This is a genomic window from Nocardiopsis sp. M1B1, assembly GCF_052466615.1.
In genome coordinates this window covers 850908-868210 of record NZ_CP196194.1, presented here as the reverse complement: position 1 = coordinate 868210, position 17303 = coordinate 850908, and the positions used below count along the sequence as shown (strand labels likewise).

General features: G+C 71.7%; 14 protein-coding genes. 6 read left to right on the top strand and 8 right to left on the bottom strand.

Features of this window, described 5'->3' with window-relative positions; genetic code table 11:
• Positions 1-278: 278 nt before the first annotated feature.
• The 3 genes from ACSTA4_RS03990 to ectA all read right to left on the bottom strand — a co-directional run bounded on the left by ACSTA4_RS03990 (position 279) and on the right by ectA (position 2656).
• Positions 279-674, bottom strand: coding sequence for an ectoine synthase (locus ACSTA4_RS03990; RefSeq protein WP_274976200.1), 396 nt, complete (start codon positions 672-674; stop codon positions 279-281).
• Between the two features lie 129 nt (positions 675-803).
• The gene (gene ectB, locus ACSTA4_RS03985) at positions 804-2069 is read right to left on the bottom strand and encodes a diaminobutyrate--2-oxoglutarate transaminase (RefSeq protein WP_248773514.1); all 1266 of its coding nucleotides are present in this window, start codon (positions 2067-2069) and stop codon (positions 804-806) included.
• An 89-nt stretch (positions 2070-2158) separates the two neighbouring features.
• Positions 2159-2656, bottom strand: a complete 498-nt coding sequence (gene ectA, locus ACSTA4_RS03980) for a diaminobutyrate acetyltransferase (protein WP_130396392.1) — start codon at positions 2654-2656, stop codon at positions 2159-2161.
• An 803-nt stretch (positions 2657-3459) separates the two neighbouring features.
• On the opposite strand from ectA, the gene ACSTA4_RS03975 reads away from it, so the two are divergent.
• From ACSTA4_RS03975 to ACSTA4_RS03965, 3 genes are all read left to right on the top strand, one after another.
• Positions 3460-3729, top strand: coding sequence for a WhiB family transcriptional regulator (locus ACSTA4_RS03975; RefSeq protein ID WP_013156198.1), 270 nt, complete (start codon positions 3460-3462; stop codon positions 3727-3729).
• A 189-nt stretch (positions 3730-3918) separates the two neighbouring features.
• Complete coding sequence (locus tag ACSTA4_RS03970) at positions 3919-4533, top strand: copper resistance protein (RefSeq protein WP_444962452.1); 615 nt, start codon at positions 3919-3921, stop codon at positions 4531-4533.
• A gap of 8 nt (positions 4534-4541) precedes the next feature.
• Positions 4542-5213, top strand: coding sequence for a copper resistance CopC family protein (locus tag ACSTA4_RS03965; RefSeq protein ID WP_444962451.1), 672 nt, complete (start codon positions 4542-4544; stop codon positions 5211-5213).
• A 274-nt stretch (positions 5214-5487) separates the two neighbouring features.
• Here ACSTA4_RS03965 and ACSTA4_RS03960 read toward each other — a convergent pair whose 3' ends face one another.
• Positions 5488-6249 (bottom strand): PP2C family protein-serine/threonine phosphatase, encoded by a 762-nt coding sequence (locus ACSTA4_RS03960; RefSeq protein WP_017567879.1) that lies wholly within the window; start codon positions 6247-6249, stop codon positions 5488-5490.
• An 825-nt stretch (positions 6250-7074) separates the two neighbouring features.
• Here ACSTA4_RS03960 and ACSTA4_RS03955 point away from each other — a divergent pair.
• Positions 7075-8352 (top strand): glycosyltransferase, encoded by a 1278-nt coding sequence (locus ACSTA4_RS03955; RefSeq protein WP_444962450.1) that lies wholly within the window; start codon positions 7075-7077, stop codon positions 8350-8352.
• A 131-nt stretch (positions 8353-8483) separates the two neighbouring features.
• The gene (locus tag ACSTA4_RS03950) at positions 8484-9455 is read left to right on the top strand and encodes an anti-sigma factor RsbA family regulatory protein (RefSeq protein WP_444962449.1); all 972 of its coding nucleotides are present in this window, start codon (positions 8484-8486) and stop codon (positions 9453-9455) included.
• Here ACSTA4_RS03950 and ACSTA4_RS03945 read toward each other — a convergent pair.
• Both ACSTA4_RS03945 and ACSTA4_RS03940 read right to left on the bottom strand, forming a co-directional pair.
• Positions 9445-9792 (bottom strand): STAS domain-containing protein, encoded by a 348-nt coding sequence (locus ACSTA4_RS03945; protein ID WP_212641544.1) that lies wholly within the window; start codon positions 9790-9792, stop codon positions 9445-9447. The genes ACSTA4_RS03950 and ACSTA4_RS03945 overlap by 11 nt on opposite strands.
• A 96-nt stretch (positions 9793-9888) precedes the next feature.
• Positions 9889-10650: a GAF and ANTAR domain-containing protein gene (locus ACSTA4_RS03940; RefSeq protein ID WP_013156192.1), complete on the bottom strand. Its 762-nt coding sequence runs from the start codon at positions 10648-10650 to the stop codon at positions 9889-9891.
• 112 nt (positions 10651-10762) lie between these two features.
• On the opposite strand from ACSTA4_RS03940, the gene ACSTA4_RS03935 reads away from it, so the two are divergent.
• The gene (locus tag ACSTA4_RS03935) at positions 10763-11932 is read left to right on the top strand and encodes a GAF domain-containing protein (protein WP_444962448.1); all 1170 of its coding nucleotides are present in this window, start codon (positions 10763-10765) and stop codon (positions 11930-11932) included.
• 9 nt (positions 11933-11941) lie between these two features.
• Here ACSTA4_RS03935 and ACSTA4_RS03930 read toward each other — a convergent pair whose 3' ends face one another.
• Together ACSTA4_RS03930 and ACSTA4_RS03925 are read right to left on the bottom strand one after the other, a co-directional pair.
• Entirely contained in the window at positions 11942-12580 is a 639-nt protein-coding gene (locus ACSTA4_RS03930) for a response regulator (RefSeq protein WP_248773508.1), read from the bottom strand.
• 6 nt (positions 12581-12586) lie between these two features.
• Positions 12587-17020, bottom strand: coding sequence for a HAMP domain-containing protein (locus tag ACSTA4_RS03925; RefSeq protein ID WP_444962447.1), 4434 nt, complete (start codon positions 17018-17020; stop codon positions 12587-12589).
• Positions 17021-17303: the final 283 nt, after the last annotated feature.

The window sequence follows — 17303 nt, the reverse complement described above, 5'->3', positions numbered from 1 at the left end:
GGCGGCACAAGTACGGGGGTCTCCCTCCCCGGGCAGGACCGGCAGTAACAGGACCCGATTAGTCCGTTATGCACTGGTTATTCACGTGCAGTCTCGGGGTGATCCGCCCTTTGGCCTGTTCAGGGCGGGTCACCTGGTGCTCGTGACTTTGGGTCCGGTTCTCCGTCACCCTGGGGCGCCGCCCGCGCGCCACCCCGAGGACACTCCGGTGTCGCCTTCCGCGAACGCGAACGGGCGGGGCCGACCGGCCCCGCCCGCGTGGTCTGGCAGTCCTGGGATCAGGCGTCTTCCTCGACGACGAGGGGGTAGACGCCGTTCTCGTCGTGCACCTCGCGCCCGGTGACGGGCGGGTTGAACACGCACAGCACGCGGAAGTCCGTCTTGGGGCGGACGGTGTGCTTCTCGTGGCCGTTGAGCAGGTAGAGGGTGCCCGGGGTGATGACGTGCTTCTCCCCGGTCTCCTCGTTGGTCAGCTCGGCCTCGCCCTCGATGCAGTGCACGAGCTCGACGTGGTTGGCGTACCAGAAGGTCGACTCGGTGCCCGCGTACAGGACGGTCTCGTGGAAGGAGAAGCCGACCTTGTCCTTGGCCAGGACGATCCGACGGCTGCGCCAGTTCTCCGTCTTGATGTCGGCGTCGGTGTCGTTGACCTCGTCCATGCTGCGAACGATCACTGTGCTCCCCCTCTACGCGCTCTGAGCGCTCCTGTGGTGGTACGGCACACGGGGAGGGGCCGGACGACGTCCCGAGGGTCGCCGCCCGGCCCCGCACCGTGTGGTGTGGAAATCCCCCTGTGGGAGTCCCTAGGCGGGCTGGGCCGCCTTGACCGCGGCGCGGGCCGCGTCAGCCATGATGTCAAGGCCGGCCGTGAGTTCCTCCTCGCTCGCCGTGAGCGGCGGCAGGAGTTTGGCCACCTCGTCCTCGGGGCCGGAGGTCTCCAGGAGCAGACCCCGGTCGAAGGCCTCGGCGGCGACCTTCTTGGCGATGTCGGTCTGCTCGAAGGCCAGGCCCCGGGCCAGGCCGCGGCCGCGCACGTGCGCGCCGAACTCGGCGTGCTCGGCGGCCATCTCGGCCAGGCGGGCGGCGACCATGTCGCCCTTGGCCTTGACGGAGTCGGAGAAGGCCGAGTCGCTCCAGTAGCGGCGCAGGGCCTCGACGGCGGTCACCATGGCCGGGTTGAAGCCGCGGAAGGTGCCGTTGTGCTCGCCCGGCTCCCACACGTCCAGCTCGCGCTTGAACAGGGTGAGGGCCATGGGCAGGCCGTAGCCGCTGATGGACTTGGACAGCGTGACGATGTCCGGGGTGATCCCGGCCTCCTCGAAGCTGAAGAAGTCGCCGGTGCGGCCGCAGCCCATCTGGATGTCGTCGACGATCATGAGGATCTCGTACTCGCGGCACAGGTCCGAGAGCTCGCGCAGCCACTGGGCGCTGGCGGCGTTGATGCCGCCCTCGCCCTGGACCGTCTCGACGATGACGGCGGCGGGCTTGTCCAGGCCGCTGCCGCTGTCGTCCAGCAGGCTGCGCAGCCACAGGAAGTCCGGCGTCTTGCCGTCCAGGTAGTTGTCGAACGGCATCGTGGCGACGTGGCCCAGCGGCACGCCCGCGCCGCCGCGCTTCATCGAGTTGCCGGTGACGGCCAGGGCTCCCAGGGTCATGCCGTGGAAGCCGTTGGTGAAGTTGACGATGGTCTCGCGACCGGTGTACTTGCGGGCCAGCTTGAGCGCGGCCTCGACAGCGTTGTTGCCCGCGGGCCCGGGGAACTGGACCTTGTAGTCAAGGCCCCGGGGTTTGAGGATGATCTCCTCGAAGGTCTCCAGGAACTCGCGTTTGGCCACGCTGTAGGCGTCGAGGCTGTGCACGATCTTGTCGTCGGTCAGGTACTCGATGAGCGAGGTCTTCAGCTCGGGGTTGTTGTGCCCGTAGTTGAGCGACCCCGCTCCCGCGAAGAAGTCGAGGTAGGGCTTGCCGTCCTCGGAGTAGACGTGGCTACCGACGGCCCGGTCGAACACGACCGGCCAGTTCCGGCAGTATCCGCGGACTTCGGACTCCAGGCGCTGGAAGGTCTCCATCGTGTGTTCCTCGGTTCCTTTATCCCAGGTTCGTGGGCTCATGGCTTGGGCGACGGGGTGGGTCGAACGGGTCCGGTGCGGACGGTCGGTCATGCTCCGGGCCCGGCTCCGAGAGGTCCGATGCGTACGAGGTCCTCGGGGTCGTGGGGGGTGTCCTCTTGGGGGAAGTGTTCCCCGGTGAAGAGCGGACTCCACACGGCCTCGGCGTCCCGGTCCCTGGCGAACGAGGCGAACAGGGCGCGGGAGGCGGTGTTGTCGGCGGTGACGGTCGCTTCGAGGTAGCGCAGGCCGCGGTCGGTGATCCGGTCACCGACGAAGTCGAGCATCCGGCGGGCCAGTCCCTGTCCGCGGTACGCGGAGTCGACGGCGACCTGCCAGAGGAAGTACGTGTCGGGGTCGTCGGGCCGCACGTAGCCGGTGACGTAGGCCGCGACACGGCCCTCGTCGTCGCGGGCGACGACGCTGGTCGTGGCGAAGTCCCGGCACCAGAGCGCGTAGGCGTACGGGGAGTTGGCGTCCATGCCGTTCTCCCGCGCCAGCCGCCACATGTGCGGTCCGTCCTCCGGGGACGGGTGCGACAGGCGCACGCCTCCACGGCCCGCGGCGCCTGGGGCCGTGGCCCCGGTGTCAGTCCGGTCGCGTGCTTGGAGGTTCGTTCGTAGATGTGGCACGTCGATCGAACTTAGCGAACGAACGTCAATGACATTTCGCGGAGGCCGCTCGCGAATGTTTGGGCAGAGCGCTCACGGGTATGGCCCGTTTATTTAGCAGCGCCCCAAAGCTCTGACCTGGACTTTCGGGGGTCGTCCGGGAGCGGACGGGACACGGTCCCATGCCCCGCCCAACAGGGGGTTCGGCGCCGCGGCCGCGGGGAGCGGACTCGGGGCGCCGCCGGGGAGGGCGGCCGTCGGCGCTCGGGGGGCCGACAGCCGTCAGGGTCAAACATAGATCCTCGCGAAGCAATATTAAGCGTGCGTTAAGTCACATGAATTCGGTGGAAAGCTCGCGACATAACGCCTCTCGGGGGCTCCGCAGGCGCACCACACGCTACGCCGAAAGGGGCTGGCGGCACACCCGAAACGCCGACACCCGGGGGGACGCGGCCTTTGGCGCGGCCGCGTGGGGGCAGGGGGAGGGTCGGGCCCCGCCCCCGCCCGGGGGCGCGCCCGCGGGAGGGGCGGCCCGCACCCCGGGGACGCCCTTGAGTTTTCCGGTCTTTTCGAGCAGACTCCGTGTAGTACTACGTTGAGTCGTACTACAATTGGTCGCATCGCCGCGCCGCAGTTCCCGGGTCGATCACCCGTGGGCGGTGGGGCGGAGAAGCCCCCTGACCCGGCCGTGGTGACACGGCACGGGGACAGGGACCACCAGCCACGGATCGGAGGCGCCCGTGAACCGCCTGTACCACGAGAGCGAGGACTGGGTCCTGCAGGGCAACTGCCGCTCGCAGGACCCGGAGATCTTCTTTCCGGTGAGCAGCACCGGGATCGGGCGCGCCGACACCGAGCAGGCCATCGCCGTCTGCCGCAGCTGTACTGTTCGCCAAGAGTGCCTGCGGTGGGCCCTGCGGGCGGGAGAGGCTCACGGAGTCTGGGGTGGGACCACCCCCGAGGAGCGCCGCTACATGCGCCGCGAACTCGTCCCGGCCGGTCGTCACTGACGAGGGCGACGCGGACCGCCGGAGGGCCTCGGCCCGCCCGGCGGTCCAGCCCCCTCGAACCGCCCCCGGTCCGGTCCCGCCTCGTCCGCGGCCCGAACGACGGCGCCCCGCGCCGGTCCGCCCGGGCCGCGCGTCCGCCGACCCCAGGGGATCTTGCGACCCTCCGGGGCACGGCCTAGGTTCTTTCTCGTGCGACCCGCTCACGGCACACTCCGCCTCCTGCGCACGGCCCTCCTGGCCGCTGCGTGCACGGGGCTTGCCTGGGGCGGGCACAACCTGTGGGCCGCGGCGCCCGCCTCCCCCGGGGGCCTGGCCGCGGCGACCGCGGTCCTGTTCCCCCTGCTGTGGTACTTCACCCGCACGATGCGCGGGTTCGGCGACATCTTCGCCGTCATGGCCTGCGTGCAGATCCTCCTGCACCTGGTGTTCCAGGGTTCGGGCGAACCCCTCCCCGGCATCCTCGACACCGGCGCCGACCACGCCGGGCACGGCCTGATCACCCACGCCCTCGGCCTCGCGCCCGGCATGCTGTTCGCCCATCTGTGGGCGGCCCTGCTGGCGTCGGCGCTGCTCGCCCACGGCGAGGCGGCCCTGTGGTTCCTGACCGCCCTGCTCGCCCGGGCGCTGCCGCCGCTGCGCGTGCCCGGCATCGCGTTCGGCGCCCGCGTACCGGTCACGTGCGCCGCCTCCGGTACCGCTCCCCCGCCCGTCGCGCTCTCGGCGCACGGCCCGCGCGGCCCTCCCCCTCCCGGGGCGCCCTTGCACGGCGCCCCAGCGCGCACGCCGGAACGTACCGAGAACTGAGGGAAGACATGACCACCACCACCCGCACCCCCGACACCGCGGCCACCTCGCGCACGCTCGCGCGCGCGGCCGCCGCCGTACTGGCCCCCCTCGCCGCGGCCGCCCTGGCCCTGGCCCCCTCGCCCGCGCTGGCGCACGACGTCCTGACCGGGTCCAACCCCGAGGACGGGGCCACCCTGGACACCGTGCCCGAGGAGGTCGTGCTGAGCTTCAACAACTCGCCGATGGAGGGCGGCAGCGGCAGCGCCGTCGTCGTCACGGGGCCGGACGAGGAGACCACCTACGAGGAGGGGGACCTGACCTTCGACGGCACGGACGTGTCGGTGGGGCTGGCCCCGCTGGACCAGGCCGGTGAGTACACCATCGGGTTCCGCGTGGTCTCCTCCGACGGGCACCCGATCCAGGACACCCTGACGTTCTCGGTGACCGAGGAGGCCGTCGCCGCGGCGGCGCCGGAGCCCGAGGAGAGCGAGACCGCGCAGGAGCCCGCCGCTGAGCCGGAGCAGGAGCCCGCCGACGAGGTGAACGCGGACGAGGCCGCGGCCGAGGAGGAGTCGGGCGGCGTGTCGCCGGTGGCGCTGGCGGTCGTGGCCGTCGTCGCGGTCGCGGGCATCGCCGCGGTCGTGCTCGTGGCCGTGCGCATGCGCAAGCGCCCGGGCGGGGACGCCGGACAGAAGTAGGACCGCGGCGAAGGGACCGAGGGGCCCGTACGCGCCTCCCCCGCGGGGGAGGGCGTGCGGGCCCTCGTCGTGTTCGGTGCCCGGTCCGCCCGTCCGGCGACGGGGGGCGGACACGGGAGGCGTCGGCGGCGTCCGCTCGCGCGGGGACCGGGGCCGCGGGTCGGGGGAGGCTGACGGGCGGAAGGGGTCGGAGGTCTGGGGTCGGCGGGACCGGCACGGTCGGGGGAGGCCGGCCGACCGCCGGGGCCGACTCGGTCGGCCCGGTCGGGAGGGGTCAGACGCGGCGTGCCAGCAGGATGCTGATGTTGTCCTTGCCGCCCGCCTCCATGGCGGCCTGCCACAGGGCGTACACGGCGGCCTCGTCGCTGCCCGCCTCGGCGATCATCCGCTCCATCTCCTCGGGCAGGACCAGGTCGGACAGGCCGTCGCTGCACATGAGCCAGGCGCTGGGGTCGGCCGCGTCGTCCCGGCCCACGTGCGGGACCATCGTGCCGCCCGAACTGCCGCCCAGGGACTGGGTGATGAAGTTCGTGGTGACCGGACGGCCGTCCTCGGACGGGGGCAGCGCGGGCGAGTCGTCCTCCGAGAGCTGGCGCAGGCGGCGCCCCTCCAGGCGGTAGGTGCGGGAGTCGCCGACGTTGAACCAGAAGTTGCCGTCGTTGTTGAGCAGGACGCCCGCGACCGTGGTCCCCATGCCGGAGAACTCGGTGTGCTGGGTGGCGTGGTCCTTGATCTCCTCGTCGATGTTGCTCAGCAGCTGGGCGATCTCCTCGGGACCGTTGAGCCGCGGCCCCATCTCGGCCATGCGGTGCACGGCGTGCTCGGAGGCGATCTCCCCCGCGGCCTGACCGCCGATCCCGTCGGCGACCGCCAGGATGACGGGCTCCCCGACCGGGAGGACGCAGCGCACCGGCGAGGTCATGTTCGCACTGGCGACGGTCAGGGCACCCATGACGACGGCGTCCTCGTTGGCGGGGCGGATAGCGCCCCGGTGCGTGAGGGCCGTGACAATGACTTCCCCACCAGCGACACCCATACGCCCTTCCTCCCGTTTCATCGGCCGTGGCCGGTTGCCCGGCGCCCCGCGCCGGGCCTTGGTCGAGTCCCGTTCAACGTCTGGATTCTGTCACCGTACCGAGCCACCGCCGGAGTGGGTCAAAATCCGCGTACATCATGGCGGAAAACACCCGGATACGCAGTTCCCGCCCCGGTTCCCGCCGCCGGAGGCGTCGTGCCGGACGATCCGCGGTGCGCGCCGGGCGGTCCCGGTGTTCCGGTCCGACAGTAGCGGCGGTGCGGCCGACCCGACAGGGGCCACCCACGGGTACCGCGAAACCGCAGACCAACCGGGAGGACTCCGGGGTTACGGACAGCACCGAACCCCCGCGTCTCTGGGTGTCGGATTCGCGTCACGTTGTCGAGACGCGAACCGTCTGGCAGAATGAACCCCGTTGGGTGTCTAAGACGCAGACACACACGACCAGCCCCGTGCGGCATCATCCTGTCACGCACGGTGGCCCCAGTCTTCCTCGACCGGTCGTTTGGTGTGATCTCCGTGCGTCTTCCCTTCTTTCTTCCTCTCCCCCCTCCGTTCAACGGCAGCCGTACGCGCCATGCGCCTACGGCTTCCCGTGCTGCCGGGAGGCCTCCACCGGCGCGCTGTCCGGCACCGTGTGCCGCCCTCCCCTGACCGCGCCCCGCCTCCCCCCGCCACCTTCCCGCCGGACCCGGCCCCACGGACCGGGAACCGGCGCCACGGCCCCAGCCCCGCCCGTGAGGACTCCGATCCCCGCTCCGGAGTCGCCTCGGGCGCACCTACGACGGACATCCGGATGAGACCGTGTCCAAGGAGTTCAGCCCAGTGAAGATCGCCATGGTCGCCGAACACGCCAACCCCCTCCCCGCGCACAGGGGCGAGCCCGCCTGCCCCGCGAGCCTGCACGTGTGCGCCCTGTCCCGCCAGCTCGCCAAGCGGGGCCACCGGGTGACGGTCTACGCCCGCCGCAGCGACCCCGACCAGCCCGACGGCCGCACCCGCATGGCGCGCGGCGTCTCCGTCGCCTACCTGGACGCCGGTCCGGCCCGGCCGCTGTCCCCCGAGGAGCACGCCGAGCACACCGGCGCCTTCGGCAGCGCCCTGGCCTCCGTCCTGGACGAGGACCGCCCCGACGTCCTGCACGCGATCGGCTGGACCAGCGGCCTGGCCGCCCTGCACGCGCAGGCGCACAGCGAGAGCGACCAGAGCGGCACGCCCCTGGTGCAGACCTTCCACTCCCTCAACGCCAGCGAGCAGCGCTCCGGCCTCGGCCACCACCCCGAGCGCGCCCGCATGGAGACCATCCTCGCCTCGCGCGCCGACCGCGTGCTGGTCAACTCCACCGACCAACAGGTCGAGCTGGCCCGCCTGGGCGTCCCCCGCCACCACGTCAACGTCGTGCCCTTCGGTGTGGACCCCGACCACTTCAGCGTGGAGGGCAGCGCCTCCGCCGAGCACTGGCACTCCCGGCGCGAGGAGCGCGCCCGCCTGGTCTCGGTCACCTCCCTGACCGAGGCCGGCGGCGCCGACCGGCTCGTGGAGGCCATGACCCGCCTCCCCGAGGCCGAGCTGCTGCTCGTCTCCACCGCCGATGACCTGGACGTGGCCCTGGACGAGAACGCCCGCCGGATCGAGCTCCTGGCCAAGGAGGCCGGGGTGAACGACCGCGTCCACCTGGCCGGGCCCGTGGAGCGCAAGGAACTGCCCCGCCTGCTGCGCTCCGCTGACGTGTACGTGTCCGCCGCCTCCTACGAGCCCTACGGCGGGGCCGTGCTGGAGGCCATGGCGTGCGGCCTGCCCGTGGTGGCCACCGCCACCGGCGCCACCCCGGGGGCGGTCCTGCACCGCACCAGCGGCGTGCTGATGCGCTTCGGCCGCCCCGACGAGATCGTGCGCTCCGTGCGTGCGGTCCTCAGCACCCCGACCATGAGCACCGCGTACGGCATCGCCGCCGTGGACCGGGCCCGCTCCCGGTTCACCTGGCAGCGGATCGCCGTCGAGACGGAGCTGGCCTACGAGCGCTCCCGCCCGCAGCAGACGGAACAGGACCGCGCCGACGAGGACGAGACGGACGGTCTGCTACTGTCCGGGACCGCGCGCTGAGCCGTGCCCGTCCTGACAGCGCGCCCGGTTCACCGGCCCCCGGGGGTTTCCCCCGAGGGGCCGCAGCGGGTACACAGACAGTGGCGCCCGGCGGCCGGACGGCCGGCCCCGGGCGCGGACACCACGTACCGATGACCTTCGAACACCAGGGACTGCTCTTCCGCCGCGGGCAGCGGTTCCACGAGGTGGCCCGGCAGCGGTTGCGCTCAGCCGTACGCGAAAACGCCCACACGGTGCTCGCGGTCTCCGACGAGCGCGCCGCGGCGCTCGTCGGGGCGCTGTCGGACTCCGAGCGCGAGCGCGTGCACGTCCTGGAGCGGAACCGGTTCTACGACGCCCCGGGCCGCACCCTGGCCGCCCTGCACCGCCTGGCGCTGGTCCACGACCCCGTGCCGGTGGTCGTGGTGGCCGAGCCGCCGCTGCCGGTCTCGGGGATGGAGCTGCGCGAGTGGCACCGGCTGGAGTCGGTGCTGTCCACGGCGCTGGCCCCGCAGCGGCTGAGCCTGCTGTGCGTCCACGACGACCGCGACCTGACCCCGCGGACGCGGTCCGCGGTCGTGGCCACCCACCCGGTGCTGGTGGAGTCCGACGGGCCCCGACCCAACCCCGCCTACCTGGGCACGGCCGCCTTCGGCACCCGGCCGGTCGCCCCGGAGCCGCTGCCGGTCAGCGGGCCCGTGCACCGGCTGGAGATCGGGATGTCCCTGCCGCGGCTGCGCGCCGACCTGGCCGCGCTCGGCGAGTCCACGGGGTTCCCGCCCGAGCGCATCGACAGCCTGGTGGTGGCGGTCAACGAGCTGGCCGCCAACGTTCTGGAGCACGGCGCGGGCAAGGGCACCGTGCAGGTCTGGCGCGCCCCGGGGCGGTGGGTGTGCGACGTGTTCGACGAGCGCGGCGGGCTCTTCGACCCGCTCACCGGCTACCGCCCGGCCGACAGCATGCGCCCGCGCGGGTACGGGCTGTGGATCACCCGGCAGACCTGCGACTTCCTGGAGATCAGCGGCAGCGGCGAGGGCTCCCTGGTACGGCTGCACTTCGTGGACGGGGCCGGGGAGTCCGGGACCGTCCGGGAGTCCGGGACGCGGGCCCCGCTCAGCCCCTGAGGGACTCCGCCGCGGCGCCGGTGCTGGCCGCGATCGGGATGACCTGGTCGATCCCGGCTATCACGAACAGGCGGTTGACCTGCGGCTGGGGCTCGGCGACCATCAGGCCCACGCCCAGGTCGCGGGCCTGCCGGTAGGCGGAGACGAGCACGCCGATGCAGCGCGAGTCGCAGAAGGACACCTTGGCGAGGTCGACCACCACCCCCCGTGGCGGCTCGGCGGCCAGGAGGCCGTCGAGGACGTCGGCCAACGCGGGAGAGGTCACCGCGTCCATCTCCCCCGCGGGGGTGACGACGACGACGTCATCCTCGCGACGGATCGAGATGTCTGACGTCACGGTCACTTCTCCTTCTTGTTCCGGGACGGCCCCGAGCCCTCATCATGGCGCTTTTCGATCACGCTCGGGACTCATCGCCCGGTGTTGCCCACCCGTTCACCTTCGGTCGGGGCGCATCCGGGGCTGGGGACCGGTGTTCTCGGCCACGAGGTCGCGGGCCACGTCCACCACCCGTTTGCGGTTGCGCTGGGCGACCTCGCGCAGCGCGGCGAAGGCGGTGTCGGCGTCGCAGCCGCGGGCGTGCATGATGATGCCCTTGGCCTGGTCGATCACCGTACGTGCGGACATGGCCCGGCGCATGTGGGCGGTCTCCCTGGCCACGTCGGCCTGGCGTCCGGCACTGTACAGCGACACGGCGGCGTGCTCGGCGAGCAGGGCGGTCAGCGGGGCGACGACCTCCTCGTCGAAGGCGTCGGCCCGGCCGGAGTGCACGCCGAAGGTGATCACCCGGTCGTCGCCCTCGCCGGGCAGCAGGCTGGGCAGGGTGATGGAGGAGCGGTCCCCGCACTGGACCGCCATGCTGGTGTAGCGGGGCCAGCGGTGGGGTTCGCGCAGGATGTCGCCCACCCGTACCCGCCCCATCTCGCGGACGGCCTCGACGGTGGGCCCCTGGTCGGTGGTGTACTGGTGCTCGAAGGCCGCGGACAGGTCCGCGTGGGAGGCCCCGTAGTCGGTGACCACGTGCCGAACGGAGCCGTCGGCCCCCTCGACCTCGCGCCAGACCACGACGAGGGCGGCCGAGCAGCCGGGGACGCCCAGGGCCGCGGCCCTGCTCATCTGGTCCAGGGCCCGTTCCAGGGTCGTGCCGTCCGCCTGCCCCAGCGCGCCGATGTCCCGGGCCAGGCGTTCGATCCACACAGTCGGGCCTCCTTGCCGTTTCCGGGCTCGGACTAACCGTAACCTTGGAAGACCGCGGGAGCGGACATCCGCCCTCTTCGGGAAGACGCCATCCACGACGGGAGACCTGAGCGTGTCGGAGAACCTCGCCGGGTTGCAGCGTGAGATCACCGCACTGGGTGAACGCATCGCGGCCCTGCGCAACACGCACACCATGTATCCCGACGACGCCCAGGGCACCGCCGAGGCGGCCCTGGCCGAACTGGAGTACGCCGAACGCCTGCTGGGCGACGCGGGGGCCGAACTGGCCAGGGCCCACGCCCAGCCCGAGCCGCGCCGCCAGGGCGACGACGGCGACCGGGCGCTGCTGCGCGCGATGTTCCAGGAGCTGAGCGTCCCCGCAGTGCTGCTGGACCACGAGGGCTACATCCGGCGCATCAACAACTCCGGCGCCTCGCGGCTGGGCAGCGCGCCGGGCTACCTCACCGGCAAGCCCTTCGCCCACTTCGTCGACCTGCGTAAGCGCGCGGCCATGCAGTCCTGGCTGGCCGCGGTGCTGCGCGGCGACGGCGACGCCGCGCTGGAGTCCCGGCTGGCCCAGCGCGGCTGGGCCGAGGACGTGCACCTGACCCTGACGCGGCTGGAGCTGCCCACCGAGCCCAACCCGCTGGTGCTGGTGGCGATGTCGCCGCCGATGAACGGCGCCGAGGAGGAGGGCCCCGCCCCGCTGGAGACGGAGGTGGAGGACCAGGTGGTGGTGCTGGCCGCGCGCAGGCTGGACGTGCTGACCCGGATGACGCGGCTGCTGCTGCGCTCGGCCGGGCCGGGCGGTGCGGGCAAACCGCTCGCGCTCGCGGACGCCGCCGACCTGCTGGCCGACTCCTACGCCGACTGGGTGGTCGTGGACGTGTGCGACCTGCCGACCTCCTCCGTGGCGCCCCGCCGCGCCGTGGTCGCGGGTCCGGCCGACGCGCTCCCGGCGCAGAGGGAGGCGGTGGCCTCGGCGGCGCCCGGCGACTCCGACATCCCGGGCGAGGTGCTGGAGCGGGGCCAGTCCCTGCTGTTCCCGCTGATCGAGGACGAGGCCGTGCTGGGCCACGCCCCGTCGGGGGCACCGCTGCTGTCGATGCTGGGCGCGGGCTCGCTGCTGTCGGTCCCCCTGCGCGGCAGCCGGGGCGTGCGCGGCGCGCTCACCCTGATCCGCCGCAGCAACCGGGGCAGCTTCCGCCTGGCCGACCTGGGCCTGATCGAGGAGATCGGCGAGCACATCGGCCTGGCGCTGCCGCCCCGGCCCTCCGCCTGAGGGGCCTGGTCATGCGGGGCCGTGGAGGGTGTCCACCAGGGTGGACAGGCGCGAGACCGCGCTGTCCACCCGGCGCACGCCGTCCACGAGGCTCTGGTCCACGTCCTGGTAGTTGGTCACGATGTGCTCGCGCAGCTGGGCGAGGTCGGCCTGGACCTGGCGGGAGCGCTGCGCCAGCTGCTCGGCCAGGACCTTGCCGGGCTCGCCCGTCTCCTGACCCAGGTCGCGCTGGAGGGCGCGGGCCTGCTCGCGCATCTGCGCCTTGAGCTGGTGCAGCTCCACGAACACCTCGACCTTGGAGCGCAGCACCCAGGGGTCGAACGGCTTGAGCAGGAAGTCCACCGCGCGCGAGGCGTAGCCGCGGAAGACCTGGTGCCGGTCGACCTCCTGGGCGGTCAGGAAGATGATCGGCACGTCCTTGGTCTTCTCGCGCTGCTTGATGTGCGCGGCGGTCTCGAAGCCGTCCATCCCCGGCATGACCACGTCGAGCAGGATGACCGCGAAGTCGGTGCCCAGAAGGTGCTTGAGCGCCTCCTCACCGGAGTTGGCCCTGACCAGGTTCTGGTCGAGTGAGGTGAGTGCGGCCTCCAGCGCGATCAGGTTCTCGTCGCGGTCGTCGACGAGAAGGATGTTGGCCTTCTGGGTCACGTCGGGTTACTCCAGGTCTTCGCTCGGGGTGCTGGTGCCAGTCTCCCCGTTCGGATCGTTGTCATGCCCGGCACCGGCCTCCTCCGGCCCGGACGTCGAGCGGCTGGGCCCGTCCGGGGCCGTGCCGCCCCCGCCGTCGGCCGCCGCTCCGGCGATGGTCTCCTCACGCCCCGCGGTGAGCCAGCGCCGCATGACGTCCAGCAGGTGGTCCAGGTCGACCGGCTTGGTCACGTAGTCCGTGGCGCCCGCCGCGAGGCTGCGCTCGCGGTCACCCTGCATCGCCTTGGCGGTGAGCGAGATGATCGGCAGACCGGCGAACTGCGGCATCTCCCGGATCCGCTGGGTGGTCTGGTTGCCGTCCAACTCGGGCATCATCACGTCCATCAGGACGAGCGCGATGTCCTCGTTGGCCTCCAGCCTGGCGATTCCGGCGTGCCCGTTGTCAGCGTAGAGGACCTCCAGGCCCTGCGCCTCCAGAGCGCTGGTGAGCGCGAAGACGTTGCGGACGTCGTCGTCGACGATGAGGACCCGCTGGCCGTTCAGGACGGCCCGCCGCTCGGGGTCGGTGCGAGGCTCGGACTCGGCCGGCTGCTCGGGCGCCTCGCCCTCGACCGCCGCCTGGGTCTCGGGCGCCTTGAGCACCGGGACCGTGGGCAGCGGCTCGTCGCTGATGTCGGTGAGGGCGGCCAGGGCCGCGTCGAAGTCCTCGTCCGGCATGGAGAAGCCGTCGTCCAGCGGGGAGGACTCGAAGCCGCCGGTGTCCGCGCCCCGGCCCGAGTCGAGCATCGGCGCCGAGTCCATGCCGCTCAGGGCGCGTACCGGGGACCCGGCCTCGTCGGCCCGCTCCCCCGCGTCGTCGGGCAGGCGCACCGGGAGCAGCAGCGTGAAGGTGGAGCCCTGGTTGGGCACGCTCTGCACGCGGATCTCGCCGCCCAGCAGCCGGGCGAAGTTGCGGCTGATGGACAGGCCGAGGCCGGTCCCGCCGAAGCGCCGCGAGGTGCCGCCGTCGCCCTGGTGGAAGGCCTCGAAGATGACCTGGAGCTTGTCCTCGGCGATCCCGATGCCGGTGTCGGCGACGGTGAACGCGATGACCTCCTCGTTCTCGACGAACATCTCCAGGTCGGCGTCCTCCAGCGCCCACGCGGGCTCGATGAGCAGCCGCACCTCCCCCTGCGGGGTGAACTTGACGGCGTTGGAGAGCAGGTTGCGCAGTATCTGCTGGAGCCGCTGCTCGTCGGTCCACAGCGTGCCGGGGATGTCCGGCGACACGTCCACCGCGAAGGCGAGCCCCTGGTCCCCGGTGACCGGGCGGAAGGTGGCCTCGACGTAGTCGACCAGCTGGGCGATGGAGACCTCGCTGGGCTGCACCTCGGCGCGCCCGGCCTCCACCTTGGACAGGTCGAGGATCTCGTCGATGAGCAGCAGGAGGTCGCTGCCCGCCTTGTGGATGGTCTGGGCGAACTCGACCTGCTTGGCGGACAGGTTCTGCTCGGCGTTGTCGGCGAGCAGGCGAGCCAGGATCAGCAGGCTGTTGAGCGGCGTGCGCAGCTCGTGCGACATGTTCGCCAGGAACTCGGACTTGTACTTGGAGGAGACCTGGAGCTGGTGGGCGCGCTCCTCCAGGGCGTTGCGGGAGCGCTGGATCTGCTGGTTCTGGAGCTCGATCGCCCGGTTCTGGTTGGCGAGCTGGGTGGCCTTCTGGCGGAGCTCGGCGTTCTTGCCGCGCAGCTCCTCCTGCTGGCGCTGGAGCTCGTTGGAGCGCTCCCTGAGCTGGCTGGTGAGCTGCTGGGACTGTTCGAGCAGGTCCTCGGTGCGGTTGTTGGCCAGGATGGTGTTGATGGTGGTGCCGAGCAGGCTCACCAGCTGGCGCAGGAAGTTCTTGTGGCTCTCGCGGAAGTCGTCGTAGGAGGCGAACTCGATGGCGCCCAGCGAGCGCCCCTCGGAGACGATCGGCAGGATGTACAGGTTGCGCGGGGAGGCCTCTCCCAGCCCCGACTCGATCTTGACGTAGCCCGGCGGGATGTTGCCGACCTGCTGCTCCACCTGCTGGGCGAGGGCCTCGCCCACCAGGCCGATGCCCGCGCGGACGCGGCGCCGGTCCTCGTCGGGGTCGAAGCCGAAGCCCGCGTAGAACAGGAAGTTCTCCTGGTCGTCCTGGTCCTCGGGCAGGTAGCAGGCGCCGTGCTGGGCGCCGATGAGCGGCGTCACCTCGGTCATGATGAGGCGGGCCAGCTCCTTGAGGTCGCGGTGGCCCTGGATGTGGCCGGAGATGCGGGCCACGTTGGACTTGAGCCAGTCGGCGTCGCGCTGGGTGGCGGTGGTCTCGCGCAGGTTGGACACCATCAGGTTGATGTTGTGCTTGAGCTGCTCCATCTCACCGCGGGCGTCGACCTGGATGTTGCGGGTCAGGTCGCCCTTGGCGACGGCGTTGGCGACCTCGGCGATCGCCCGCACCTGCGTGGTCAGGTTGCCCGCCAGGCCGTTCACGCTGTCGGTGAGCTGCTTCCAGGTGCCGGTCACGCCCTCGACCTTGGCCTGGCCGCCCAGCTGGCCCTGGCTGCCCACCTCGTGGGCCACTCGGGTGACCTCGGTGGCGAACGCCGACAGCTGGTCGACCATGGTGTTGACCGTCGTCTTGACCTCCAGGATCTCCCCCTGGGCGTTGACGTCGATCTTCTTGGTGAGGTCGCCCGCGGCGACGGCCGTGGTCACCTCGGAGATGTTGCGCACCTGCGTGGTGAGGTTGTGCGACATCGAGTTGACGTTCTCGGTGAGGTCGTTCCAGATGCCGGAGACGCCCTTGACGTCGGCGCGGCCGCCCAGCTTGCCCTCGGTACCGACCTCGCGGGCCACCCGCGTCACCTCGTCGGCGAACGCGGAGAGCTGGTCCACCATGACGTTGATGGTGTCCTTCAGTTCCAGGATCTCGCCCTTGGCGTTGACCGTGACCTTCTTGGTCAGGTCGCCCGCGGCCACCGCGCGCGTGACCATGGAGATCTGGCGCACCTGGTAGGTCAGGTTGTTGGCCATGGAGTTGACGTTGTCGGTCAGGTCCTTCCATACCCCGGACACGTCGCGGACGTGGGCCTGCCCGGCCAGCTTGCCCTCGGTGCCCACCTCGCGGGCGACCCTGGTCACCTCCCCGGCGAAGGAGTCCAGCTGGTCGACCATCTTGTTGATGGTGTCCTTGAGGTCGAGCATCTCCCCCTGGGCGTCCACGGTGATCTTCTTGGTGAGGTCACCGGTGGCGACCGCCGTCGTCACCTGGGAGATGTTGCGGACCTGGTAGGTGAGGCTGTTGGCCATGGAGTTGACGTTGTCGGTCAGGTCCTTCCAGATGCCCGACACGCCCTTGACGTTGGCCCGCCCGCCCAGCTTGCCCTCCGTGCCGACCTCGCGCGCCACTCGCGTGACCTCGTCGGCGAAGGAGTCGAGCTGGTCGACCATGGTGTTCACGGTGTTCTTCAGGGCGAGCATCTCGCCCTGCACGTCGACCTGGACCTTCTGGGTGAGGTCGCCCCGGGCCACGGAGGTCGTCACCTGGGAGATGTCGCGCACCTGGTTGGTGAGGTTGTCCGCCATCGAGTTGACGTTCTCGGTGAGGTCCTTCCAGATGCCGCGCACGCCGCGCACGTTGGCGCGTCCGCCGAGCTTGCCCTCGGTGCCCACCTCGCGGGCCACCCGGGTCACCTCGTCGGCGAAGGTGGACAGCTGGTCCACCATCGTGTTGACGGTGTCCTTGAGGTCGAGCATCTCGCCCTGTACGTCCACCGTGATCTTGCGGCTGAGGTCGCCGCGGGCGACGGCGGTGGTCACCTCGGAGATGTCGCGCATCTGGTCGGTCAGGCGCGAGGACATCTGGTTGACCGACTCGGTCACCTCGCGCCAGGCCCCGGAGACCCCCTCGACCTGCGCGGCGCCGCCGAGCTTGCCCTCGGTGCCCACCTCGCGGGCCACCCGGGTGACCTCCCCGGCGAAGCCGCTCATCTGGTCGGCCATGCGGTTGACCGTGGTGGCCAGGCGCAGCAGGTCGCCCTTGAGCTCGCCGCGGCGGCCCTCGGTGGAGGCGCGGCGGCTGAGCTGGCCCTCCGCGACCGAGTCCAGGACCCCGGCGACGTCGGTCACGGGTTCGGCGACCTCGTCGAGCAGGACGTTGAGCGCCAAGGCGCTCTCGCCCCAGGCGCCCCGGGCGGGGTTGACGTTGACGCGCTCGTTGAGCCTGCCCTCGTTGCGCACGACGTCGCCGACGCGCTGGAGTTCGTCGCTGAGCTGTTCGCTGTGGTCGACCACCTCGTTGAAGACGGACGCGATCTCCCGCATGGTGCCGCTGCCGCGCTTGCGCAGACGGACGCTGAAGTCGCCGTCGCGCATGCGGTACAGGGCACGCAGAATCTCGTCGAGCTGGTCGTCGGCCGCCAGTTCCTTGACCGCCTCGGGCATCGAACCCCCTCCTCAGCCTGCTCCGCCACCTCGGCCTCCCGTCCCGGACCCCCTGGGCCGGGCGCCCGCGGGCGGGTCGGCCCGCGGAGCGCGCACGGGACAGGGGGGCCACGCGGTGTCCGCCGCGTCGGCCCCCTGGTGACACCCCGTCACGCTACCGGCGAGAGGTACCACCCGAAAGAAGCGCATGTGTCGACTTACACTAACCGGCCGGGGCGCCCCGCACAGGAGGCTTGGTGATGTTGCCCCCCGGCCGACGCGTGCGGAGGCGGGCCGGTCCGCC

Bases quoted from the DNA above. Each gene is read 5' to 3' on its own strand.
- ectB (WP_248773514.1), bottom strand. From the start codon at position 2,069: ATGGAGACCTTCCAGCGCCTGGAGTCCGAAGTCCGCGGATACTGCCGG.
- ACSTA4_RS03965 (WP_444962451.1), top strand. From the start codon at position 4,542: ATGACCACCACCACCCGCACCCCCGACACCGCGGCCACCTCGCGCACG.
- ACSTA4_RS03960 (WP_017567879.1), bottom strand. From the start codon at position 6,249: ATGGGTGTCGCTGGTGGGGAAGTCATTGTCACGGCCCTCACGCACCGG.
- ACSTA4_RS03950 (WP_444962449.1), top strand. From the start codon at position 8,484: ATGACCTTCGAACACCAGGGACTGCTCTTCCGCCGCGGGCAGCGGTTC.
- ACSTA4_RS03925 (WP_444962447.1), bottom strand. From the start codon at position 17,020: ATGCCCGAGGCGGTCAAGGAACTGGCGGCCGACGACCAGCTCGACGAG.